At 45.9% G+C, this 25,772-nt stretch carries 18 protein-coding genes and 1 pseudogene; 7 read left to right on the top strand and 12 right to left on the bottom strand.

Annotation, left to right across the window (positions count from 1 at the left end):
* The first annotated feature begins 6 nt into the window (after positions 1-6).
* The 3 genes from FTU50_RS00325 to dapE all read left to right on the top strand — a co-directional run bounded on the left by FTU50_RS00325 (position 7) and on the right by dapE (position 2,416).
* On the top strand, positions 7-909 hold the full coding sequence (locus tag FTU50_RS00325; RefSeq protein ID WP_180046397.1) for a DUF1853 family protein: 903 nt from the start codon (positions 7-9) through the stop codon (positions 907-909).
* Between the two features lie 100 nt (positions 910-1,009).
* On the top strand, positions 1,010-1,156 hold the full coding sequence (locus FTU50_RS00320) for an entericidin A/B family lipoprotein (protein ID WP_005179532.1): 147 nt from the start codon (positions 1,010-1,012) through the stop codon (positions 1,154-1,156).
* Positions 1,157-1,282: 126 nt separating this feature from the next.
* Complete coding sequence (dapE, locus tag FTU50_RS00315; RefSeq protein WP_005179534.1) at positions 1,283-2,416, top strand: succinyl-diaminopimelate desuccinylase; 1,134 nt, start codon at positions 1,283-1,285, stop codon at positions 2,414-2,416.
* A 70-nt stretch (positions 2,417-2,486) separates the two neighbouring features.
* On the opposite strand, the gene FTU50_RS00310 is transcribed toward dapE, so the two are convergent.
* The 6 genes from FTU50_RS00310 to pilG form a co-directional block, all read right to left on the bottom strand.
* Positions 2,487-2,948, bottom strand: coding sequence for a hypothetical protein (locus tag FTU50_RS00310; protein WP_180046361.1), 462 nt, complete (start codon positions 2,946-2,948; stop codon positions 2,487-2,489).
* Positions 2,945-7,441: an Hpt domain-containing protein gene (locus FTU50_RS00305; protein ID WP_180046363.1), complete on the bottom strand. Its 4,497-nt coding sequence runs from the start codon at positions 7,439-7,441 to the stop codon at positions 2,945-2,947. The genes FTU50_RS00310 and FTU50_RS00305 overlap by 4 nt, the downstream gene beginning before the upstream one ends.
* A 156-nt stretch (positions 7,442-7,597) precedes the next feature.
* On the bottom strand, positions 7,598-9,670 hold the full coding sequence (locus FTU50_RS00300; RefSeq protein WP_075167116.1) for a methyl-accepting chemotaxis protein: 2,073 nt from the start codon (positions 9,668-9,670) through the stop codon (positions 7,598-7,600).
* A gap of 45 nt (positions 9,671-9,715) precedes the next feature.
* Positions 9,716-10,252, bottom strand: a complete 537-nt coding sequence (locus tag FTU50_RS00295; protein ID WP_005179538.1) for a chemotaxis protein CheW — start codon at positions 10,250-10,252, stop codon at positions 9,716-9,718.
* A 3-nt stretch (positions 10,253-10,255) separates the two neighbouring features.
* A complete protein-coding gene (locus FTU50_RS00290) occupies positions 10,256-10,624 on the bottom strand; it encodes a PleD family two-component system response regulator (RefSeq protein ID WP_005179539.1) in 369 nt (122 codons plus the stop codon).
* A 16-nt stretch (positions 10,625-10,640) separates the two neighbouring features.
* On the bottom strand, positions 10,641-11,024 hold the full coding sequence (pilG, locus tag FTU50_RS00285; RefSeq protein WP_005179541.1) for a twitching motility response regulator PilG: 384 nt from the start codon (positions 11,022-11,024) through the stop codon (positions 10,641-10,643).
* 371 nt (positions 11,025-11,395) lie between these two features.
* On the opposite strand from pilG, the gene FTU50_RS00280 reads away from it, so the two are divergent.
* The 4 genes from FTU50_RS00280 to FTU50_RS00265 all read left to right on the top strand — a co-directional run bounded on the left by FTU50_RS00280 (position 11,396) and on the right by FTU50_RS00265 (position 18,071).
* Positions 11,396-11,947, top strand: a complete 552-nt coding sequence (locus FTU50_RS00280) for a hypothetical protein (protein ID WP_225876431.1) — start codon at positions 11,396-11,398, stop codon at positions 11,945-11,947.
* Between the two features lie 54 nt (positions 11,948-12,001).
* Entirely contained in the window at positions 12,002-13,147 is a 1,146-nt protein-coding gene (locus tag FTU50_RS00275; RefSeq protein WP_180062624.1) for an efflux RND transporter periplasmic adaptor subunit, read from the top strand.
* Between the two features lie 6 nt (positions 13,148-13,153).
* The gene (locus FTU50_RS00270) at positions 13,154-16,258 is read left to right on the top strand and encodes an efflux RND transporter permease subunit (protein ID WP_180062623.1); all 3,105 of its coding nucleotides are present in this window, start codon (positions 13,154-13,156) and stop codon (positions 16,256-16,258) included.
* Positions 16,259-16,355: 97 nt separating this feature from the next.
* The gene (locus FTU50_RS00265; protein WP_180062622.1) at positions 16,356-18,071 is read left to right on the top strand and encodes a proline--tRNA ligase; all 1,716 of its coding nucleotides are present in this window, start codon (positions 16,356-16,358) and stop codon (positions 18,069-18,071) included.
* 55 nt (positions 18,072-18,126) lie between these two features.
* Here FTU50_RS00265 and FTU50_RS00260 read toward each other — a convergent pair whose 3' ends face one another.
* The 6 genes and pseudogenes from FTU50_RS00260 to FTU50_RS00235 all read right to left on the bottom strand — a co-directional run bounded on the left by FTU50_RS00260 (position 18,127) and on the right by FTU50_RS00235 (position 25,501).
* Complete coding sequence (locus FTU50_RS00260; RefSeq protein ID WP_180062621.1) at positions 18,127-19,545, bottom strand: hypothetical protein; 1,419 nt, start codon at positions 19,543-19,545, stop codon at positions 18,127-18,129.
* A gap of 29 nt (positions 19,546-19,574) precedes the next feature.
* Positions 19,575-21,830: a DUF6160 family protein gene (locus tag FTU50_RS00255; protein WP_104473078.1), complete on the bottom strand. Its 2,256-nt coding sequence runs from the start codon at positions 21,828-21,830 to the stop codon at positions 19,575-19,577.
* A gap of 27 nt (positions 21,831-21,857) precedes the next feature.
* Positions 21,858-22,511, bottom strand: coding sequence for a hypothetical protein (locus FTU50_RS00250; RefSeq protein WP_016659341.1), 654 nt, complete (start codon positions 22,509-22,511; stop codon positions 21,858-21,860).
* A 13-nt stretch (positions 22,512-22,524) separates the two neighbouring features.
* Positions 22,525-23,985 (bottom strand): hypothetical protein, encoded by a 1,461-nt coding sequence (locus FTU50_RS00245; protein WP_180046371.1) that lies wholly within the window; start codon positions 23,983-23,985, stop codon positions 22,525-22,527.
* A gap of 244 nt (positions 23,986-24,229) precedes the next feature.
* Positions 24,230-24,799, bottom strand: a complete 570-nt coding sequence (dcd, locus tag FTU50_RS00240; RefSeq protein ID WP_005179553.1) for a dCTP deaminase — start codon at positions 24,797-24,799, stop codon at positions 24,230-24,232.
* Between the two features lie 112 nt (positions 24,800-24,911).
* Positions 24,912-25,501 (bottom strand): annotated as a pseudogene (locus tag FTU50_RS00235) (LysE family translocator).
* Positions 25,502-25,772 lie beyond the last annotated feature (271 nt).

Here is a 25,772-nt window from a genome sequence, read left to right as displayed (position 1 = left end):
TTACTGATGTCGCCTAACACCTTTACTGATATTTCTGCTGAACCCTGGTTAAATTTCCGCAATCCGCTGGTGCGGCAACTGGCCTTTAGCGTGGCCAGTCCCAACATTTTACAGCAGCTGCCACCAGCACTGGAGCAGCGTTATGGCTTTGATTTTCATCCTACAGATTGCTGGTTGCAGCACTTTGATCATTATCAAAGCCGGCTGAAGCATTTAGACCAGCATCCGGCTGCACTGGAAGATTTTTTAAGCCAGCTCAAAAGTACCCGGCTAGGGCTGCGGTTTGAAATGCTGCTCTGGTTCTGGCTGACCGAGCGTGACTATCATCCTTATGAATTGCTCGGGCATAGTATTCAGATAATTGATGGACCACGCACCACGGGCGAACTCGATTTTCTGCTGCTAAACCATAACCACCAGCAAGTTGAACATTGGGAAGTAGCACTCAAATATTATCTGGCCGAACGTGATTTGAGCCTACCCTACTGGTATGGGCTGAACCGCAGCGACACCTTATTGCGCAAGTTAACCCACTTTACCCAAAAGCAGTTTCAGTTTCAGCAGGCCCAAGGTCATACCATTCAGCAGCGCTTTGCCGTATTAAAAGGCCAGCTGTATCTGCCTGAACATGTTACTGCACAGGCTCTTCCCGACTGGGTCAATCCCGAGCGCAGAATTGGCACCTGGGGCCAGCATTTGCCACACAATCATCAGGATTTTTACCGGCTGCAACGGCACGAATGGATTTGCCCACATGCCTACCCAAGCAGTTCAGCCAACGCATTCTGGAGCAATGGCTTATATCTGAATCAGGACCAGTCTGCATTTTATATGTATCGCAACCCGGTGCTGATGGATGCGTGTTATCAGCACTATTGGACTAAAAGCCTATCTTTGAACAACATTTAATTACTCAACCACAATCAAAGCACTATATTTTTTTGGCTGTATATTTCTTACTCTAATTTTCACATCAGAATAATTTATGCTTAATGATACGGAGATGATGATGAAAAAAATTCTAGCGACTTCATTACTAATGATGTTTGTTCTGACTGGTTGTAATACAGTAAAAGGTCTAGGTGAAGATGTCTCGTCAGCAGGTAATGCGGTAAGTAATACGGCTGAAAAAACTCAGGACGAAATCCGTCAATAATCAAATTTCAATGCAAATTCCCGGCAAAAACCTTATCTCCTGATAAGGTTTTTTTATATTAAAAACTCCCCTTCTCGGCATGATTCCCCTATTATAGGGGCAAATTTTTTGCATGATTCCAAAGCCATGAACCACTCAGATACGCTCGAGCTCAGCTTACAGTTATTACGTCAACCTTCCGTAACACCTGTTGATCATAACTGCCAAGACATCATGGCGGAACGCTTAAAAAAGATTGGCTTTAATATTGAATCAATGCGTTTTGAAGATGTCGATAATCTTTGGGCGCGTAAAGGCACAGAAGGCCCGGTGTTCTGTTTTGCCGGTCATACCGATGTGGTCCCTACCGGTAGTTTAGATGCCTGGCATTCTGACCCGTTTGCTCCAGAAATTCGTGATGGCAAGCTCTATGGCCGCGGTAGTGCCGATATGAAAACGGCATTGGCAGCCATGGTGGTGGCTTCAGAACGCTTTGTGGCCAAACATCCAGATCATAAAGGCTCAATTGCGTTCTTAATTACCTCAGATGAAGAAGGCCCATCCATTAACGGTACCGTGAAAGTGGTTGAAACCTTAGAAGCACGCAATGAAAAAATGGACTGGTGTCTGGTCGGTGAACCATCAAGTACCCATCGTCTGGGTGATATTGTCAAAAATGGCCGTCGCGGTTCATTAAATGCGGTATTAACCGTGAAAGGCAAACAGGGCCATGTGGCTTATCCACATCTGGCAATTAACCCGATTCATACTGCCTCTAAAGCGCTGGCTGAACTGTGCGAAACTGTTTGGGACAATGGCAACGAATACTTCCCGGCCACCTCTTTCCAGGTGTCGAATATTCAGGCCGGTACCGGTGCAACCAACGTGGTACCGGGCACCATGACCGTGACCTTTAACTTCCGTTACTCGACTGAAGTGACTGCTGAGCAGCTCAAAGCCCGGGTACTGGAAATTCTGGACCGTCATCAACTGAACTATGACATTCAATGGACACTGTCCGGTTTACCATTCCTGACCCCAGTCGGTGAACTGGTCAATGCCGCCAAAAATGCGATTCGCAATGTGACTGGTGTTGAGACTGAACTGTCTACTTCGGGCGGAACATCAGATGGCCGCTTTATCGCGCCAACCGGTGCACAAGTGCTGGAACTCGGTGTGCTGAACGCGACCATTCACCAGATCAATGAACACGTGAATATTGATGATTTAGAACCACTGGCTGAAATTTATGAGCAGATTCTTGAAGGTTTACTGACTTAATTTCTTGCTGTTGTATAAAAAAGGAACTCCGCGGAGTTCCTTTTTTTTGTAGCTGTTGCTGACTGTTAAATTAGCTATTCAAACCCAGACTGGCCTGAATATACACCAGATTCGGGACATGGAATACCCGCTCACCCATACGCACATACTGGAATACCGCCGGATGCTGGCCTTCACGCTCATCATCAACCACTTCCGAAATACGCAGACGGATGGTTTTTGGCATGGCATTGCACATCAGGGCAAAACGCTGGTCAATTTCATCGCCTTCAATCACCAAGGCAACGCCCTGATTTTGCTCTGGATGGGTAACACGATATACCGGCAGTTTTAGATCATGCCACTCGACATGATCGACCGCGGTAGAACTGTCCAGCGCCGACAGGACAATATTCTGTGGAATCAGCATATCTTCCTGATCATGACATTCCACAATATAGGCATCAATAAAACCGGTCGAAACGGTAATCAGATGTTGCAGTTCCTGCTGGCTAATCTGGTCGATTTTGCTGGTGCTGTTGCTTTGACTCATGCTTTAGCCTCACTGCTATGCAAAATGTTTTCAATATTGGCAAGCAATTCTGCTTCCTGGAACGGTTTACCCATATAGTGCGTTACCCCCAAGCTAAAGGCACGTTCGCGGTGTTTTTCACCGGTACGCGAGGTAATCATGATAATTGGCAAGTCACGATGGATGTCATGGTGGCGTACCAGGTTGGTCACCTCAAAACCGTCCATACGCGGCATTTCAATATCCAGCAGCATCAGATCCGGTTTAACATTTTCCAGCTGCTCAATCGCATCGACACCGTCTTTGGCCGTGACCACATCAAAGCCCTGACGTTCGAGCAGACGTGACGTGACCTTACGTACGGTCACCGAGTCATCCACAATCATCACCAGACGACGGGTATCACGACGCTGTACTTCACGCGGCTCCATCACATGCTTGATGCGCTGGGTTGCCTGAATCTGACGGGCAATATTCTGACCATCCAGAATCAGACAGACCTGACCATCACCAAGAATGGTCGCGCCGGCAATCGAGCCCACGCTGGAGAACTGCTGCCCAATCGGTTTCATCACAATCTGGCCACGCGAACCAATCAGCTGATCGACCAGTAAGGCAATGGTCTGACCAGTATTGCCTTTAATCAGCAGCACCGGCAATGAATGTGCGATATTGCTTAAACGCGGCAATGGCTGATTGGCAACAAACTCGGACAGATAGCGCAACTTATAGTTTTGCTGATCAATCTTGAAGTAGTCATCTTTGCTGCTGAAGTAACTTTCCAGCGCAGAAGGTGAAATTCGTACAATACGGTCAATTTGCGCCAATGGAATTGCGAACTGCTGATCGCCAACTTTTACCATCAAGGCATCGGATACCGCCACTGTGGTCGGTACGCGAATACTGAAAGTAGTGCCTTTACCGAGTTCAGAATCGACCTCAACATGGCCGCCCAGCGCTTTAATTTCGCTTTGCACCACGTCCAGACCGACGCCACGACCCGAAATTTGGGTCACGGCTTGTGCGGTACTAAAGCCCGGATGGAAAATCAGCTGCAGGATTTCTTTCTTGTCCAGCTGCTGCTCTGGCTGAATCAGGCCAAGGCTCAGGGCTTTGGCGTGAATTTTGGTTTCATCAATCCCCTTACCATCATCGGTAAAGCTAATCAGTACATCAGTGCCCTGACGGCCAATGTTCAGCTCAATCTGGCCCACTTCCGGCTTCGCTGCCTGTTTACGTACAGCGGCATCTTCCAGGCCATGGTCCACCGCATTACGCAACATGTGTTCAAATGGTGAAATCAGGCGTTCCAGAATGGTCCGGTCCAGCTCGCCTTCGGTATTGTGTACCACCAGCTCGGCAGGACGGTTTAAGGTCGATGAAGTCTGACGCACAATCCGCTGTAAACGTGGCAACATGCGCGAGAACGGTACCAGACGGGTACGCATCAGGCTTTCCTGAATTTCTGCCTGAATCCGCGACTGTTGCAGTAACAGACCTTCGGCATCACGAATCTTGTCCGCCAGCGTGGTCTTAAAGTCCACCAAGTCCGACGCCGATTCCGCCAACGATTTTGACAGCTGGTTCAAGGAGGAGTACTGGTCCATCTCCAGCGGGTCGAAGTCGGTATAGCGTGAATGTTCATCACCATGTTTGGCAATAATCTGGCTTTCCAGCTCGCCTTCCATTCGGCGTAACTGATCGGCCAGACGTTTAATCGCCAGTTCCATTTCATTCAGGGTACCGCCCAGCTGACCCAGCTCCATCTCGATTCGCGAGCGGTTAATCGCGTTTTCACCCGACAGGTCAATCATCTTCTCAACCAGATCAGCCGAAATACGGATCATCTCATTGCTGTTATCCAGCTGTGCGGTTTCGCTCCATTCGCCCTGCATGGATGGCGGCTCGGCACCATCACCCTGCACAAATTCGAAGGTTTTGCTTGGCGCCAGCAGATCGGCGGTATTGAAGCGTTCTGGCAGCTGCGCCGTCGCATTGACGTATTCAATCGACTCCAGGCTGGCTTTCAGGCTATCAAAATTGCTGTAATCGCGCTGGAAGATGGCTTCTTTTAACCAGACCACAGTGGTGTTGAGCAAGGCATCATAGGCATTGGAATTAAACTGATGCACCGCAAACTGTTCAAAGGTATTTTCCAGCTGATAAGCAATCACGGCCACCGGCTCGATTTCGGCCATACGCGCGCCGCCTTTCAGGCTGTGCGCAGCACGTTGTAACTGCAGCAAAATACTTCGGTCACTACGATGGTCAAACCACTGCTTTAACAGGCTTTCTGTGGTGTCGAGCAGTTCCTCGGCTTCTTCCAGGAAGGTTTCTTCCACAATCGAATGCAGATTGTCTTCACCGTCATTTTCAGTAGTAGATACCGCGTCTGTAGGGATGCTCTGCTCAGCCAGGGTCGGCGCATCTTCCAGTACCGGTTCGCTGCTAATATCTGGCTGCTGCTCATCTTCAGGCGCAGCATAGGCTGTTTCTGCAGGTGTTGGCTGTTCCAGCTCAAACTCAAGTGCAGCTGCATCAGACTGTTGTACATCTGCGCTAGAGGTTGCTTCAGCTGCCACTGCCAGTGATTCAGCTTCAACCAGTTGACCTTGGGCCAGTTCGCTAATATTTTCCAGAATCGCCAGTGATTCCTGCGCCGGATAATCGACTTGCTGTTCACGGATGGTCTGGATACGGTCCGCAATATTGTCCTGAACCAAACGGATAATCTGAATCAATGCGGTCGATGCGCTCATCTGACGGTTAATGATGCGCTCATAAATAGTTTCTAAATGGTGCGCAATCAGACCGATATGGCTGGCTGCAATCATGTTGGCACCACCTTTTAAGGTGTGCAGATGGCGCATCAGATTGTTCAGTGCAGCAGTATTGCTCGAGTCTTGGCTCCAGCTGTTAACATCCTGGTCAATACCCGCGAGTAACTCTTCGGCTTCTTCCAGGAAAATGTCCAGCAGGTCTGGATCAAAGTCCTTGTTGGCTTCAGCGCTGTCCATGTATTGACGGTCAGCTTCCAGACGCTGTGACAATACGGCCAGATTCAGCCCTGCACCGGCTTCAGCCGTTTCGGTTACAGCTTCTGTGGTATCAGTTTCTGGGCTTAGCGCTTCAATATCCTGCTGTACAAAGGCACTCAGGTTATTGATGATCTGCTGAGCATCTTCGCTTAAGCTGACACGTTGCCCGGCAGCCAGGGTATCAAACAGATGGATAAATTCCTGATGCGCCTGTCCAAATAATTCAAAGGCATAATCGCTATGCAGCAAGCTTGGCTTATCCAGCAAGGCCGCATAGGCCAGTTGTAATTCCTGGGTAAAATCATGAATACCCTGAGAGGCGCGGTTATCGGTACGCTCTACCAGCAGCTTCGCCTGATGGCTCAGGGTCTGGATATATTCCGGATATTCAGCCTGCGCGCGCTGGTCAAATTCGAACTCAGCATCGAGCAACTGATCAATATTCAGTTCAATCAGCTTGGATACCAGACCTTGCGGATTCACTGATTCATCAACATCTTCCAGGCTAAAGCCATAGTTCTGCCATGCAGTATTGAAAGTCTGATAAATCCGGTCCATGCCGGCACTGTCATTCTGCGGCAACAGATGCAGATAATCCCGCACAAATTCAGCATATTGCAATAACAGTGCGGTTTCTTTGGAGGTCGATTCAATTTCATCCTGTAACAGGGTCTTGAACAGGTTTTCGACCTTGGAGCTGGCATCAAAAATCTGCTCGATGTGTGCCATGGATGAACTGCCGCGCAAGGTATGCAGGGCACGAATCAGGCCATTGTAATCTTGGGTTTTCAGCTCATCATGTGCCAGGAAGCGATCCACTGTTAACAGGTGTTCTTCTGCTTCTTCAATAAAGATGGCCAGTGTTTCAGCTGCTAGCGGATCTTCTTCAACACTATCAGCCACAGCCAGCTCGGCATCTACAGCAACCTGCTCATCAGTGCTTGCTGTATCAAACTCCAGACCAGTAATACTGTCGCTGGATGTTAAGCTGCTCGCCAGTTGTAGAAGTTCTTCTAAGGCCGGTTCAGGACTTAAATTTTGTTGTAATTGTTGTCCTAACAGCACCAATGGACGCAGATCCAGTGCCATCGGCTGGGCATGTTTAAAGCTTGGATAAAGTTTGTATTCAAAGACGTTCGCCACCGCGGTTGCAAACTGCTGCACCTGCGCTGACAGGGTCAAACTACCGGAAATGACCCGGTTTAAGGTATCTTCAACCGTCCAGGCCAGCTCCCCTGCCGACTTGGCCCCAACCATACGTCCCGAACCTTTTAAGGTATGAAAATGACGGCGAATGGTGGTTAGCGTTTCCTGATCGTTAGGCTGCGTGGCCCATTGAGCCAACAGGTCTTTTAGCTCAACGAAGATTTCTTCAATTTCTTCAACAAAAATTTCTAGAATTTCTGCATCTTGATCAAGATAACTATCTTCAGGAAGCGCAGTCGTTTCAACTAAATTTTTTAATATTTCTTTCATAGCTAAGGCTTCTTATGTTTTCAGCGCCCAGCGGCACTCAAACTTAATTGTAACCATCACGTATAACCTAACCCTGAAGTTAAGCTGATCTTATCGATGCTTGGCTTGATCTGTTTAAAACAGAGAGCTTCCCGAAAGAAGCTCTCTGTGGCTTCCTTAGTCCGGAAGTTTAAAGTCGGTTACAGATTCACGTAATGATTCTGCCATGCTGGCCAGTTCAGAAACCGAACGTGCCGTATCAAAGGTGGCCGTCGTGGTTTGCGACGTAATTTCCTGTACGACGTTCATCGTGGTCGCAATATGACCCGCCGAAGCCGACTGCAGCTTCGCAGCGTCAGAAATGTTGGCAATCAGTTTCGCCAGGTTATTCGATACCGTCTGAATTTCATCCAGTGCCACACCGGCATCCTTGGTCAAGTTCGCACCACGAACAACCTCAGAGGTGGTTTGTTCCATCGAAATTACCGCTTCGTTGGTATCGGTCTGAATGGTTTTAACCAGCGTTTCAATCTGCTTGGTTGCAGATGCTGAACGTTCCGCAAGACGCTGTACTTCGTCGGCTACGACTGCGAAACCACGACCTGCTTCACCGGCCATCGACGCCTGAATTGCTGCGTTTAAAGCCAGAATGTTAGTCTGGTCGGCAATATCGTTAATCAGGGCAACGATGTTACCAATTTCCTGCGAAGATTCACCCAGACGTTTAATACGTTTCGAGGTTTCCTGAATCTGCTCACGAATGATATCCATACCCTGAATTGAACGGTTTACGACTTCCGCACCATTCGATGCAATTTGTACTGAACGTTCCGCAACCGCTGCAGATTCTTCGGCGTTGGCAGATACCTGGTCAATCGACATCGCCATTTCGTTAATCGCAGCAGATGCACCGGCAATTTCCTGCGCTTGGTGTTCAGATGCTTCGGCCAACTGGTTGGTAATTTCCTGGGTATTGGCGGTATAACGCGCTACTTCGTGAGAAGTTTCATGAATACGCGATACCAGGTCACGTAACTGGTCAATTGCGAAGTTAATCGAGTCGGCAATCGCACCGGTAAAGTCTTCCGATACGGTCGCGTATGAACGTAAGTCACCATCTGCCAGGTCGGCAATTTCATCCAGTAAACGTAAAATCGCGTTCTGGTTACGGTCATATTCGTCTTGCAGACGGGTTACACGTTGTTTATCGGATTGACCACGTAACGCCAGTAATTTGAATACCAGTACCAGAAAGACCAATAAGCTGGCAATTAACAGTACGGCCGGAATAATGACTGCCGGGCCTGCACCGCTAGATAATTTGTTTAACTGGTTTAACAGCTCATCTGACTGACTGAAAATGTCCGATGCAGCCTGACGTACACGTACAATCTGCGCCGAGTTATTTAATACCGTTGCCGATGCAGATTTTAAAACGTCATCATATTCAAACTGGATGCCTTCTAAAGCTTCACGTAGGCCTGGGTCCGCAATACGCTGTACACCGAGCTCTGCACTACCGTTCAGCTGGGCATTTAAGTAAGCACCGAATGTTTCGGTATCGGCACTGAAGTCATCAGCAGATTCACGCGAGTTTTCTGAACCGGTTAATACCGAGCTGATTGAACGCAGGATACGTTCTGCAATGAACACCTGGTTCTTGGCAATAACCACCTGGCTACTTGGCATGTCCTGACGTGCCATCTGGTCAACCATCAGGTTATATTCAGCCTGAATCCCCGGAATGGTTTCACTGATCGCGATGTTGGTGTCATACAGTTTGCTAATAATGGCCTGTTGCGAGCTGATCGCATCAATATTCTGAGAAACTTTGGCCCAGTCGGCTTCGACTTTTTGCAGCTCGGCCGAGTTACTGCCAATATCTTTTACCGTTTCCAGGTTGTCTTTAAAGCTTTGTTGTGACTGGGTCAGCTTCTGGATCGATTCTTTGGTGCCTGAAGCAGTGGCTTCAGTGGCCTGACGTGAAATGGTCTGCGATAACAAACGCAATTCACCCAGACTCTGGGTTAACTGGTTGGTACGCGGTACGCTATAGAATAAAGACAAAAGACTGATAATCGAGACCAACAGCGCAACTGCGGCAATGAAAATAAGTGGCTTTGATTTATTGGTATCACCGAATACACGCGCAAACTGGTCAATTTGCGTCTGTAATTTTGCGACCGATGCCGAACCGCTTTTGCGGTTGGTTCCATCGCCTGAGTTTTTCTTTTTAAGTTTAAAGCCCATGCAGCTTCTCCCCGATTTTCGCCTTTATATATGCGTACGCGATAGTTAATTTATAAATTTTATAGATGCGTTCATAAATTTTGGGTTTTGCAATAAACGACTAAATAAGAAAATATGCCATTGCTGGTTATGCTGGTGGAAATACCCCTGACAATATTCTTGTAAATTACTATCTAAATCATTGTGTTTAGAAAAGAAACTTTTCTTATTAAAGTGTTGGATCCCCAAAACTTGATCTACAACCAAACCGACATAATGGTCTTGATGACTAATACACATTACTTTTTGAGTCGGTGAATAAGCACTGCTATGTCCAGAAACATAATGTGCCAAGTCTGAAACTGAGAGTAATCGGCCCCGGATATTGGCCAGTCCCATGACCCAGTTCTGGGTGTTAGGTACCGGCGTATATTTTGGCGGATAGATAACTTCAGTGACCTCCCCCAACGGGGCAACGAAATATTGCCCCATCATCTCAAACGCAATGCCAGACCATCGGTTTACTTCATTTTCAGTTGTAACGTAGTTTTTATTTCCCCGTTTAGACAACCGAAGTAATTCGATAAATCCATTTGCGGCCATAAGTTATCCTGCATTCAGGTGTTGATTAATAACGTCTATTAATTGTTGTTCATCTACAGGTTTGGTCAGATAATCGCTGGCACCCTGACGTTTCCCCCAAACGCGGTCAGTGGCTTGGTCTTTGGTACTCACGATCACAATTGGAATATGCTTGGTGGTATCCCCACGGGCAATTTGACGGGTCGCCTGGAAACCGTTTACACCCGGCATCACCACATCCATCAGCACCAAGTCAGGAAGCTCGGCCTGTGCCATGGTCACCCCGTCTGCACCATTGGCTGCTTCAAGCACTTCAAAACCATGCTTGGTCAGAATTTCTTTGAAGCGGAATGTTTCTGTTGGAGAATCATCTACAATTAAAATACGTGCCATCTTTATATTCCCCGAGTTATGCGCTTACGTGATTACGAATCGCGTTTAAAAGCTCATCTTTACTAAAAGGTTTGGTTAAATATTCATCTGAACCCACCACGCGGCCTTTGGCCTGATCGAACAGACCATCTTTACTGGACAGCATGATGACTGGAATATTCTGGTAGTTTTGCGAGTTTTTAATTAATGCGCAGGTTTGATAGCCATCTAGACGTGGCATCATGATGTCAACAAAAACGATATCCGGATTTGCATCGGCAATTTTAGACAATGCTTCAAAACCGTCGACGGCAGTGACCACTTCATAGCCTTCACGCTGTAATAAAGTTTCAGCTGTACGACGAATGGTTTTTGAATCATCAATCACCATGACTTTTAGATTTTGGAGTTTATCGTCCATTTAATGACCCTTCCCATTTTGTTTGTACAAGCAATTCGGTGTAGTAGAATTTTATTTACATAATTATGGTTATTTTTAACATATCTTTACTTTAGGTTTCAATGAACAGTTTTTGCCCAAACCTACACTTTATAGAAACTTTGTATAACTGCTTCACACTTTTCCATGACCATTGATTTTTTTTTGTCTATTGTATTTTTTAAATTTCTGATTCTGGTCTAATATAACAGTTTAAAGACTTAAAAATAAGTAAATTAGTCAACTTTATCTCGGGGAAGCTTGTGCGTACTTTTTTTCAAAAAGCTCTCACAAAAAGGGCGCATACATCATTGTTCAGTAAATCATTACTGGGCTTGCTGCTGGCTTTACAGATGGGACAGCTGTCTGCCAATACCGATAACAAGCCGGCCTGGTATCGCTACTACGATAAAAACGGCGTGGCCAATATCAGCAGTAACGTTACGCCAAACCATATCCGCTATGGCTATGAGGCGCTGGACCGCAATATGCAGGTGATTCAGCGCGCGCGTCCCTATAATAGCGAAACCGATGCCCGTCAGGCGCCACAACGTGCCGCGCAGGCCCGTCAGCGCGAGCAGGATTTAAAACTAAAACAAGCCTATACCAACAGTCATATTGCTACCCAGCAACGTGACAATGCGCTGGCACATATTAAAAAGCAGATTGCCTTTCAGCAGGAACAGTTAAAACAATTACAGAATGACCGGATTGTGTTTAAACGTCAGGAAATGGAATATCTGCGCAAAGTCAAACCGGTCCCGGAACAGCTGAAAAACAATTTAAACAACAACCTGACCAACTTAAATCAGAAAAGACAGCAGATTCAATCGTTACAAACGAGCTATCGAAAAACACAGGCAGAATACGACAGAATTATTACTCGCTTAAAAGCACTTGAATAAAGTGAAGTTTTTAATTGAATTGTCATGTGACAAGAAAAATAAGGATAAATATGCATGCGACCAGCACCGCGTATATCACATACTTCTACCCGTTTTCGCACGCCCCTGCTCGGCTTCAGTACACTTTGCCTGTGTCTACTACTGACCGCCTGCCAGAACTCAGAACCGGAACAGGCCCGTAGCGAACCAGAAACCATTGAACTGATTCAGGATGATGTGGTGGCCGTACAAACCGGTGACTCGGTGTCCAAAACTGCCTTTACCGGCACCATCCGTGCCGTACAACACAGCAGCATTCAGGCACAGGTCACTGCCACCGCCAGTACAGTCAATGCGCAAGTGGGCCAGCGGGTTAGCAAAGGTCAGGTGCTGGTCCGTTTAAACAATCAGGATAATGCCGCACGTCTGGCACAAGCACGCGCCAACCTTGCCTCCACGCAGGCACAAGCCAATCAGGCCCGGGTGATGATGGAGCGTAAACGTCGCCTGCTGAATCAGGGCTTTATTTCCAAAGTTGAATATGAACAAAGTCAGGTCGATTATCGTGCCCAGCTGGAAAATGTCCGTGCCCAGCAGGCCAACGTCGATATTGCCGAAAAAGCCGATCGCGATGGCACCATTCTCAGCCCGATTAGCGGGGTGATTACCCAGCGTCAGGTCGAACCTGGCCAGACGGTTTCTGCCGGCCAGACCCTGTTTGAAATTGTTAATCCGGACCGGCTGGAAATTCAGGCCAAACTGCCAAGTGACCAGCAGTCTGCACTCAAGGTCGGCCAAAAGATTGAATATAAAATTCAGGGCAATCCGGCCCAACTGACCGCCACCTTAAGCCGGGTATCTCCGATTGCCGATCTGGCCAGCCGTCAGATCGAGTTTTTTGCCACACCCAATGAATCCATCAACTCGCTCAGCATCGGCGCCTTTGTTGAAGGCAATATTATTTCATCCAACTCGATTTCCGGTCAGCTGATTCCTTTAGACACCATTCAGGATATACAAAACAAACCTTATGTCTGGGCCATTCGCCAGAACAAGATTGTCCGGGTTGATATTCACGTGCTCGAGCAGCGCTATAGTGACAATACCGCCATTGTAAGCGGATTGCAGGCCGGCGATTTAGTGAGTCGGGTCAAGTTTAGTCCGCAGAATGAACAGCAACCGGTCAGCATCAGCCAGACCGCCGAAAACGCCTCAGGATAGAAAACTATGTGGTTTACCCGAATTAGTGTCAAATATCCCGTTTTTACGGTCATGATGATGCTGTGTCTGATGGTGCTAGGTCTGGCTTCCTGGCAGCGTATGGGCGTTGAAGAATTTCCGGATGTCGATTTCCCGTTTGTGGTGGTCTATACCAACTATCCGGGCGCCTCGCCGGAAACGGTTGAATCTGAAATTACCAAGAAAATGGAAGATCAGATCAATACTATTTCCGGTCTCAAACAGGTAATTTCCCAGTCCAGTGAGGGCCTTTCCACCATTATTGCCGAGTTCAACTTGGATGTATCTTCTGCCGTAGCAGCGCAGGATGTACGCGATAAAATTGCCAGCGTCACCGCCGAATTCCGCGATGAAATCCAGGACCCGGTGGTTGAGCGTTACGATCCGACGGCTAACGCGATTATGTCGATTGTGTTTGAATCCGAGCAGATGTCACTGCGTGATTTAAGTGCTTATCTGGACCAGCGCATTGTGCCGCAACTGCGCACCGTACCGGGGGTGGGAACAGTCAACTTACTCGGTGATGCACAGCGCCAGATCCGGATTGAAGTACAGCCGGAAAAACTGCAAAGTTTCGGGATTGGTGTAGATCAGGTCATCAACACCCTAAAAGCAGAAAATGTTGAAGTGCCGGGCGGCACCCTGAAACAGGCCAACAGCGAACTGGTGGTTGAAATTAATTCCAAGGTCATCCATCCGCTGGCCTTTGGGGACCTGATTATTGCCAATAAAAATGGCGCACCGATTTATCTGAAACAGGTCGCTGACATTCAGGACAGCCAGGCCGAACTGGAGTCCAGCGCCTTTTTGGATGGCAAAACTGCGGTTGCGGTGGATATCCTGCGCAGTTCAGATTCTAATGTCATCGAGGTGGTCGATAATACCTATAAAGTGCTGGATGACCTTCAGCAGCAATTGCCTGAGGGCACCACAGCCAAAGTGGTGGTCGACAGTTCCAAAGGCATTCGCGGCAGTATCCGTGATGTGGCCCGCACCATTATTGAAGGTGCGGCACTGGCAGTACTGATCGTCCTGCTGTTTTTAGGCTCGTTCCGCTCCACCGCCATTACCGGCCTGACCCTGCCAATTGCCCTGCTCGGCACATTGACCTTTATCTGGGCCTTTGGTTTTACCATCAACATGATGACCTTGCTGGCCCTGTCCTTAAGTATTGGTCTGCTGATTGATGACGCGATTGTGGTGCGGGAAAATATTGTCCGTCATGCCGATATGGGCAAAGACCATGTTAGCGCAGCGCTGGATGGTACTAAAGAAATTGGTCTGGCGGTTCTGGCCACCACCCTGACCATTGTTGCGGTATTCCTGCCGGTGGCCTTTATGGGCGGGATTATTGGCCGTTTCTTCTATCAGTTTGGGGTCACGGTCAGTACCGCAGTTTTAATTTCCATGTTTGTTAGCTTTACCCTGGACCCAATGCTGTCGGCACACTGGGCCGAGCGTAAAAATCCCAACAAACAGCCAGGCCGGGTGAAACGTTTTCTGAACTGGATTTCCACCAAACTGGACAATCTTAGTCATGTCTATGAAAAGCTGCTGAAACTGGCTTTACGTTTCCGCCTGATTACCTTACTGATTGCGGTGGCCTCGTTATTTGGCGCACTCGGTTTATCCAAACTGATTGGTACCGAATTTGTACCGGTGCCGGACAAAGGTGAAATCCGGATTAAGTTTGAAACTCCGGTGGATGCCTCGCTGGAATATTCACAGGCCAAACTGAAACAGGTCGATCAGATTATTCGCCAGCATCCACAGGTTATTTCTACCTATGGTTCGGTTAACAGTCTGACTGACCGCGGTAAAAACCATGTCAATTTACGCGTGCGGGTTACGCCGCGCAATGAACGTGAACAAACCCTGACCGAGCTGAATAATGAATTCCGTGAACGCCTGCAAACCGTGGCTGGCATTCGTGTCACCTCGGTGGCCTCGGCAGATGAAACCGTATCGGGCGGGCAAAAACCGGTGATGATTTCGATTAAAGGGCCGGATTTAAACCAGCTACAACAGATTTCCGACCGCTTTATGCTGGAAATTGCCAAGGTAGATGGTATTGTCGACCTGGAAAGCTCCCTGAAAGAACCGAAACCAACACTGGAAGTGCAGATCAACCGGGTACTGGCCAGTGATTTAGGCCTGTCTGTGAACCAGATTGCCAACGTAATTCGTCCGCTAATTGCCGGCGATGACGTCACCACCTGGCAAGATGAAAACGGCGAAACCTATGATGTAAATGTCCGTCTGACTGAAGACCGCCGCAGCCTGCCGGGTGATGTCCAGCGAATGTCGCTGACCTCACAAAAAACCGATGCCAATGGTCAAGCCATTCTGGTGCCGTTGGCCAGTGTGGCCAGCTTTGAAGAAAATCTTGGTGCCTCACAAATTAACCGTCGTGATCTGGCTCGTGAGGTTCTGGTTGAAGCCAATACCGCAGGTCGCCCAGCTGGTGATATTGGCCGGGACATTGAAGCCATTCAAAATAACTTTGAATTACCGCCGGGTTACAGCTTCGATACCCAAGGTTCCAATGCCGATATGGCTGAATCTGCGGGTTATGCACTGACCGCCATCACCCTGTCGATTGTGTTTATTTACATTGTGCTGGGCTCGCAATTTAACAGCTTTATTCACCCAGCTGCGATTATGGCCTCGTTGCCACTGTCGCTGATTGGGGTGTTTTTGGCGCTGTTCCTGCTGAACTCCACCATGAACCTGTTCTCGATTATCGGGATTATCATGCTGATGGGACTGGTCACCAAGAACGCCATCCTGCTGATCGACTTTATTAAAAAGGCCATGGACAGAGGTGAGCCGCGATATGAGGCGATTATTCAGGCCGGTAAAACCCGTTTACGCCCGATTCTAATGACTACCTCTGCCATGGTAATGGGCATGGTCCCGCTGGCACTCGGTCTGGGTGAAGGCGGCGAACAGAGTGCGCCCATGGCCCATGCGGTAATTGGCGGGGTGATTACCTCGACCCTGCTCACGCTGGTGGTGGTGCCCGTCATCTTCACCTATCTGGATGATTTCAAGAATTTCATGCTGCGCCAAAGCCGCAAACTGATGTCTTGAGCCAGAAGAAAACACAATGAGGTGACATTCCGAATGTTCACCTCATTTTTTTATCGTATAATCTCTGCTTTCACGATTAATTATCAGGACAGTTTCCATGCGCGCGAGTCGCTTTTTGTTTGCTACGTTAAGAGAAACCCCAAATGATGCTGAAGTGATTTCACATCAGCTCATGTTACGTGCGGGGATGATCCGTAAATTGGCTTCAGGTCTGTATACCTGGTTGCCGATGGGGGTACGCGTATTAAATAAAGTCGAAGCGATTGTCCGTGAAGAAATGAACCGCGCCGGCGCTTTAGAAACCTTTATGCCAGTGACCCAGCCTGCATCGTTATGGGAAGAATCGGGCCGTTATGTGCAATATGGTCCGGAATTACTGCGTTTTACCGACCGTCACAACAACCCATTTGTGCTGGGCCCAACCCATGAAGAAGTGATTACCGATCTGGCACGCACTGAACTGAAAAGTTACAAACAGCTGCCAATGAACTTCTACCAGATTCAGACCAAATTCCGTGACGAAATCCGTCCACGTTTCGGGGTGATGCGTTCACGCGAATTCATCATGAAAGATGCCTATTCTTTCCACGTTGATCAGGCTTCTTTGCAAGAAACGTATGATGTCATGTATGACACTTACTGCCGTATCTTTAGCCGTCTTGGTCTGGATTTCCGTCCGGTACAGGCCGATACCGGCTCAATTGGTGGTTCAGGTTCCCATGAATTCCACGTTCTGGCAGACAGCGGTGAAGATGATATCGCCTTCTCGACTGAATCAGATTACGCAGCCAATATTGAAATGGCGGAAGCGATTCTGGTCGGTGAGCGCGCAGCGCCAAGCCAAGCCTTAACCGTTGTAGACACCCCAAATCAAAAGACCATCGCGGATGTATCAAGCTTCCTCGGTACTGATCCTGCGCATTCTGTTAAAGCTTTACTGGTACAAGGCATTGCCGATGAAAATGGCACTGTTCCGGTGATTGCCCTGTTCCTGCGCGGCGACCATGAACTGAATGAAATTAAAGCTGAAAAGCATCCTTTAATTGCAGCGCCATTAACCTTCGCCACTGAAGAGCAAATTGCTGCACTGGGTCTGACCGCTGGTTTTGTGGGTCCACAAGGTCTAGTTGAAAAAGGCATGACTGTGATTGTCGATCGTGCTGCTTCTGTCTTGTCTGACTTTGTTGCAGGTGCTAACGTCGCAGATCAACACGCTACGGGTGTGAACTGGGAGCGTGATGCACAGTTTACTGAAGTTTATGACCTGCGTAATGTGGTGGAAGGCGATCCATCTCCAGATGGTAAAGGTGTACTTCAAATTAAACGCGGAATTGAAGTGGGCCATATTTTCCAGCTGGGCCAAAAATATTCTGAAGCACTGAACTGTAAAGTGTTAGGCGAAGATGGCAAACCATTTGTAGTAACCATGGGCTGTTATGGTATTGGTGTGACCCGTGTCGTGGCTTCTGCAATTGAACAGAATTACGATGAGAAAGGGATTATCTGGCCAGCTGCCATTGCTCCATTTGAAGTCGCAATTGTACCAATGAATGCACACAAGTCACCGCGCACATTAGAAGCTGCAGAAGCCTTATATGCAGAATTAAGTGCTGCCGGTTATGATGTACTACTGGATGACCGTAATGAACGCCCAGGAGTGAAATTCTCTGATCTGGAGTTAACCGGTATTCCACACCGTATTGTGATTGGTGAAAAAGGCTTAGATGCGGGTACTTTTGAATACAAAGGTCGCCGTGATGCTGAATCAACCAACTTAAGCAAAGATGAGTTATTGGCGAAGCTCGTAAAATAATAAGTCTTGGCTTATAAAAAAATCCCGCTTCAGCGGGATTTTTTAGTTTTAAGGCTTAGCAGAATTTCATACTGCCATAGCAATTACGGTATGGTTGCTCAAGCATTGTAATATTCCCTTGAGTAGCCAAACCGGTTTGTACAATATTGGACATTAAGGTAGTTAAAGGCTGATTAATATTAATCGTAAAAGCATCTTCTAAATACATTGACCATCCCTTGGTTGCTTTTGCATCCTCAGCAAAACCAGGGAAACGAATACCATTCCCTAAAGAAGTTAAGGCAATACCAAACAAGTTAGAGTCAACATCAATTTGATGTACATTGCCTAAATTATAAGGCAAGACATAGGCATTTAATAAATTAGTGAGTTTAGTACTATAAGCACCATCCAGCTCCAAAGTACCTTGCTCAGGAACAGGAAGATTTAAACCTTTTAATGTTTCCTGTTTCATATAAATTTGAATTCCTGTACGTAATAAAGGCAATAACGTATTTCCAATCGTTTCTGTACCAATAGCACTACACTTGCCAGGATCATGACCGGTACACATTTGGTTAATTGTCAGATTTTGTACAACTTCATCGACCAAGCTTCCTAATTGCAAACCATGGATTTGTACTTGGGTCATACGATTTCCGTTTGCGACAATACCTAAGTTTTCCCGTTGAGCTGCTGCTGTATTAATCGTCTGGTCACGATATTCCACAGTTACAGCACCAAAAAAAAGATTAAGGATTTCAGCATTTTTAACCCCTAAATATGCACTTGCTTCATATTGTTGCTTTTCTCCACCAGCAAGAAGACCATAATCACCAACGAAATCTTGAGAATACTTTGAAGCATCTGCATCGGAACAGTTTGCTGTTCCCTGCTTACAGGTAACCGCCACATTGGTTTGTGCCTGAATATATAAATTATTGATTCCGGTTAAATAACCACTAAAATTATTCATAGCACCAATGCTCATCGGGCCTTGGGCTTTATCCGCACCCACTCTTACCCCGACCACTTCACGAGTTGCAGCTTGGTCGCCTCCTTTGATCGCAAATTGGAAAAAGGGATTCGTTAAGACAAAATCTCTTAACTCTTTTTGATTACTTAAACTGTTATCAAAATCTTGGCCTTTGGGCTGTCCTGCAATATTGGTAGGTAAGGTAATACAATTTCCACTCGCGCCCACCACACAGCCCAATGACAGTGCAGAGATATCAATATCACAAGCACCCGCACCATTTTCACCGCCACAGCCAAGTTGCAAGGATTTAATATTGGCATTTAGTGATAACTCAGCATCAATTCCCAGTTTAAAAAAATCTAAACCTTGACTAGCATCTGTTTCTTTCACGACAGAAAATAGAGCCTGTCCTGTCACATCCGATAATTCAGCATCTTCAAGCACAGATAAGGCATGACTTGTGTTCGTCATGGATAAAGCTGAACCTATAAGAGCCCACATTATTGTTTTTTTCATACTCAAATCCTTAAGCCAATTTCATCTACTTAGCGTGGTGTGATCCCTAAAGTGCTACGCATATTGCCACCAGGAATGGCAAAATCAGCAATTTTTTGCATCGTTCCAGATGGAGACATCGCCATTTCTGCTTTAAAAGCTTGTCCCAATCCAGACTGCATTGTCGCTTTATAATTAAAGTTCACCTGATTATCTAAGACCACCGTATCTTGTTTCACTAGAACACGGGCATCTAAACCAACATGACCTTGCATTTTGTTTAAATTTACACTGGAGGTTTTAGTCCCGACGCCATTCCGGTCTTCATTAATCAGGCTGATATAACTGCCCAAAACACTTGGATTATCTTTATCTGTCTCTGCAATCGGATTAAATTCAAAATTTGCTTTTAAAGATAAAAAATTAGTATCGGGTGTGGCATTTGTGGACTCAAGACCAGGAATAATCATAAGTTCACCTTTACCATCAAGCTTGAAGGCTAAAGAAGCCAAGATGTCATCTTTTCTGGCAAAGTTATCGATAGGAACTACCCGGTTCTGACACTCTACTTCAGCACAGTTATATAAAGAGCCTGGCAACTGACCAATTGCAATTTCAGCTTTTGCAGCCAGCAGCAAGTTATCTGCCTTGACATAAATGCCATCTTCTTCAAAACCAATCACCCCATCCGATTTCAAGTACGCATCTATATTTCTTAGGCCCGCATAATAGTTGACTTCTTCACCACTGTATTTACCGGTCGCACCATCAATAATCAGAATAGAGGTTGTACTTGGTGCACCTGTTTTCTGGTCAATACCATAGCCTTCCGTCGAAAGTGCCAGGTTATAGCCTAAACCAGAACGGTCAATGCCATTACGACTATAATTTTTTGCATACAAAGCCAGGTTGGTATTTAAGTTAAAGATTGGAATACCAATCCCCCACTCGCCAGAAGTCGCGGTAATGGCATCAATCGAGTTATCTGAAATGAATCTGGCCTTACGCGCGATGGCCTGAAAGTCCATGCCTCGCACCGCAATAAGCGCTAAATTCTGTGCATTCTGATCAGGGCTAATGTTATAAATCAATTCTAGAGTATTACTGCCCAGCACCTTTTGCATATTCTCATTGATAATAAAGTTTAAAGATTTGGCCTGAACGGTATTAATAAAAATATCACCAAAATCAATATAGGCGTTGCGTTTAGTCAAGTCATCAACATTATTACTATCACGTACTGCAAGTGGCGATAAGTTAGAAAATTCAATTGCATAGCTGCCTGTACCTGTATGCCCAATCTCGAGTGTAGTCGGAGCCCTACCATTGAGTAGCGGGTTGCCTTCTCGGGTAAATTCGGCAGACATACCCAGATGTAAACCACCCGGACCGGCTATATCATAACCACCGGCTTGCCGTGTTGTTTCAGTCAAATCGCCTGAATTACGACTAACCGTATTAAACTTCCCAATTCCAGCCTGGTTGGCATTAATAAAGAGCTTACCATTGGTCACTGCTCCAGAAGCTCCCATACGAATCAGGTTATTCTGGCTTCCCTCTGGACCATAACGTAAATCGATATTCACCCCTGGATTGGTTGCTCCTGACCGGTTATCGGATACATTGGTCAGATCTTCTACCCGTCCTAAATTTACAATATGGTCTTGGCCAGTAGGACTGTTTTTAGTTGCCAGCACAATCCCCTCATCCTGATCCAAATACATATACCCATCTGCAGACAGGTTAAAGTTAAAATCTTTTAAGGTCAGGTTCTGGCCATTTAGACCATAAGAAATACTGGCATTTTTAAGCTCAAAATCTAAATGAGCCAGATCATTTCGGTTAAATAATCCATTACTGGTAATTAGGTTAAAACGTAGCGGTGAAATAGTATGAAAGCTTAAAGACCCCAGGTTCTGATCTGTTTGGTTATCACCACAGTTCGGCTCACAAATGAGCATGATGTTCTGAACCGTAGATTTAAATGGCGAAATACTCGCCTGGATATGCATGCCGACACCATTTGCTGTGGTACCAACGTCAACATCAAGGGTACTTTTAATATTCTGCCCCCCCGAGCTGAGCACTTCAATATCATGCATCCCCAGTTTCATACTGCCGGTATTGTGATAGTCCACCCAGTTCAATTGATCAATTGTCACCTTCGAAACTTCATGGGTAATAGAAATACCATCCTGCCCTGTCACCTGACTGAGACTACGATCAGAAATAGGCTGTAGTGCGTATGCCTGCTGAGCTAAACAGATAGATAAGGCAAGTACATTTAATTTTATTGTTTTATTCATTTCAATGTCCTTTTGAAATCCCAACGCTTAACAGCGGCTGGTTGCAGCTCCTGAGCAGTTATAACTGAAAATTTTAATATCTCCTGACAGATGCAAGTTGCCATGAACATTCAGTCCCATGAATCCCTGTTCCTGTCCCTGATCAAATGAAGGAACCTGAGAACCATTGTTATAGGTGGTATAGCGGGTATTGTTTAAATAACCTTCATTACCTGACTCAACCGCCAGACTCGCAAAACCTAGATTCCTGATTTTCAGAGGATGCTGATCATAAAATTTAAGCAGCATCGCTGTTTGTGGATTTTTATCCTTATTAATAATGGTGGTGCCTTCCAAGGAGAATTTATCAATCTGAATCGTGCCCTGAATCTGTTTAAACACCAGCCACTTCTGACCATTTTCATCACGATGATTATTGGGAGAAAAAGCAAAACGGCATAACACATCATTGCTACATTCATACTGATAATTTGCCGTAGTGACCTCACCATTACTGAGTTCGGAAATATTCTTGAGACTCATGTCATTGGCATATTTATGGTTTAAAGAAAGCGTCCAGCTTAAATCGGCACCGCCCTGCCCGACCGTATTTAACAGTTCATCTTGATTTAAACTGACCAGTTGAGCAGAACTGAATGTACTGACACAAAGGGTCAGTGGAAAACAGATTTTTTTCAGCATCTCAAGTTCCCTCTTATAGTCCCGTGGTCTTAAACTTCAAGTGCTGGATCAGCACACCATCAATTGCCACCGAGCCCAAGTTTACAGGTGCTGTAGTTGCATGCGGACTTCTAAATACCACACCGGTAGAATTACTCGCAGTGTTGGCTTTTAACAGATTCGTGGTCGGATCACGTGTCACACTACCAATTGAAATACTGCTATGTGTTGCATTGGTTCCCTGATAGTTGGTGGTTCCTGCCCCTGAAAGTACTTGGGAAATATTAGAGCCACAATAAGCAACATTACAGGTTGAGCCTTTATAGTCAGCAGGGTTGATCTCGGTGTTATCGCCATCAATATCGGCATAATAGGTATAAATCTGTTTATAAATTTCAGGGACATTCGGTATACGGGTCACTTCTAAAATAATATTCTGGCCTTCCGAGCCCAAAATAAACGGTTGGTGCATATTGCCGAGCACTAAATTGATGTTGGGGCTATACAAATACAAACCTTCTTCAGCATGGAAAATTGGGGCTAAAGAACGGTCGAGTGCAGGCGTAACCGCGGTACCATCATTGAGGGTTGCTGTACTTATACGCAAGCCTCTGGCATTGAGCAGTTCTTTATTGGCCTGGGTATTTTCATAAATTAGAGCTTCAGGATTATCATTGGTATTCAGACGAATAAGACTGGCCATACCTAAAGTCTGACTTTCTACCGCATTGGTAGAAGGCATAGTTTGAAACAACCGAACCTGTGAACCACTTAGACTTAGACCATTGGCCACCAATTGCAAACGAATTCGCTGATTTTTTAATAAGTCAGGATCATTGGCCGCATTGGTCGTGACAGGTGCCCCCGTAATCGGGTCCACCTTGTTACTTGAGTTCCAGCTGCGTGAAAAAGCATCTAACCAAAGCCCAAGTTTAATATTATTGTCCTGATCATCAGCATCCACTTTGGCCAAAGGAGCTTCTAAAGAAATATAACTGATATCGGTCGCTGCATTCGTACTGTCAAATTGACGGATATTTTCGTCTGTACCAGCGCGAAATAACCAGGGATTCGCAGCACTGCCCCAATCAAACCCCTGATTACTATAGCGTTGGTTTATATTGTTATTGGTTTCAGAGAGCGCCAGACCATAAATAAAAATATCCGCTTTGGTTCTCTGATTGGCAGCATCAGTCTGACTGAGGGTTAAATTATCGTAATTTTCACCTACCGGAATGATGCGAATAAAACCGGTGTCATATTGTTCCGGATTATCGAGATTACGGGTATAACTTGATGCCGCAGACACATCATTCGGGCGCTGAAATACCATTTTGAAATTTTCAGGAAGCAAGGCAATCCCTTCACCTGTGGTATTTGCCAGATGTTCATCGGATAGATTCTGTAAAGCATATGCAGGAGAACTTAGCAACATCCCGACCAAGGCAGCTAAGCAACTTTTTCTAAAATTTAGGCCAATTCCATATTCAGTCATCTCGACCATCCTATTCCCAGATGCTCCGCATCATTCTTTTATTTATCCAGAACTTGGCTATTTATTTATGTGTTTTTATCCTTAAAAACATGCGATTACCAAGTCATAATTGTTGTTCATTATGCGTAATAATTTATCAATTGCAAAAAAATACGGGCCAAAAAGCCCGTTTTTCCGATGAATGAATTGGAGAAAAAACAAGCGAGCACAACGGCTCGCTTGTTTTTATTTTAAGTTTCCACTATCAGGCTTTCGGTAAGGTTACCCCGGTTTGGCCCTGATATTTACCACCACGATCTTTATAGGAGGTTTCACACACTTCATCTGATTCAAAGAACAGCATCTGTGCAACGCCTTCACCCGCGTAAATACGTGCAGGCAGGTTGGTGGTATTAGAGAATTCCAAGGTCACATGCCCTTCCCACTCTGGTTCGAGCGGCGTGACATTGACAATAATACCGCAGCGCGCATAGGTCGATTTGCCCAGACACACGGTTAAAACATTACGTGGAATACGGAAATATTCAACTGTACGCGCCAAGGCAAACGAGTTTGGTGGAATAATGCAGACATCCGATTCAATATCAATAAAGCTTTTTTCATCAAAGTTTTTTGGATCAACAATGGCAGAATGGACATTGGTGAATACTTTAAATTCACGCGCACAACGGACGTCATAACCATAACTTGAAACGCCATAGGAAATCAGTTTGTTGCCATTTTCATCAAATCGAACCTGATTATGTGCATACGGTTCAATCATGCCGTGTTTTTCGCTCATTTCGCGAATCCAACGATCAGACTTAATTGCCATTTATTTCTATCCAAAAGCGAATGTTTTACTGCGCTGTACTTTAACTGAAATCGGCACCAATGGAAATAAGCAGGCATGAAGTCGACTTTTCTGCCTGCTGTAGATGGGTCATTTAAAGCCTTAAAAGCGCCGAATAACTTAACGGAATTGAAAAGCTGAACAGCAGCAAGGATGCTGTTTTTTGCAGATTGGCCGGATTAAGCGGATTTTATTGCTGGCCAAAAAGGAACCAATCAGGGTCCAGAAAAATGCAATGGGAATAATCAGGATCAGAAACATCAGAATATGTGCCACATAATGTGCGGCGCTGGTCCAGGCGATGGCCGGAAAAATTGCAGAAGCAAACAGCAAGGCCTTCGGATTTAGTAAAGTGGCCACAAACAGTTCACGTGCACGAATGGTCGGCTGCTGAAACTGCTGTTCGACATTGGCAGTACGCCACAACTTGATGGCCAGATAAATGATATAAACCGCACTAAACAGTTTTAGTACAGTAGGCAATAACGGTAACTGGCTCGACACCTGCCCGATTAGTATGCCCCACAGGGTAATGGAAATCAGATAACCAAAGGCTTCAGCGGGAATTAAATGAAAAGATTTACGGATGCCAACCTGAATTCCGGAAGAGGCCAGCAAGGTGTTGGTTGGACCAGGTGTCAACAAGATGGTGATCACCAAACCAATAAAAAACCATGAAATCATAGCCAGCCTCATGCGCGAATGCTGCAAATGTAATGGAGTTGCAAGGCATAGGCAAAAAATAAATTGTAACTGGCCTCATTGTGCAGCAAAACAGAGGAATTCCTCAACTAAAAACACAGTCAATTACAATATATTTATTATTAATTATCATAAACTTAAAAACATATTAAAGAATATATAACAGTCATCAAAACTGGGCCGTTCATCTCCAATAAATCAAGAGTTTTTAGTCCATTTTTACCCACCTCTAATTGTATAAATGCGTAAAAAA

The organism is Acinetobacter sp. YH12112, from assembly GCF_013418945.1.
GTDB classification, from domain to species: domain Bacteria; phylum Pseudomonadota; class Gammaproteobacteria; order Pseudomonadales; family Moraxellaceae; genus Acinetobacter; species Acinetobacter indicus.
Note: the sequence above shows the minus strand (reverse complement) of the source record. Positions and strands in the feature narration are given on the sequence as shown.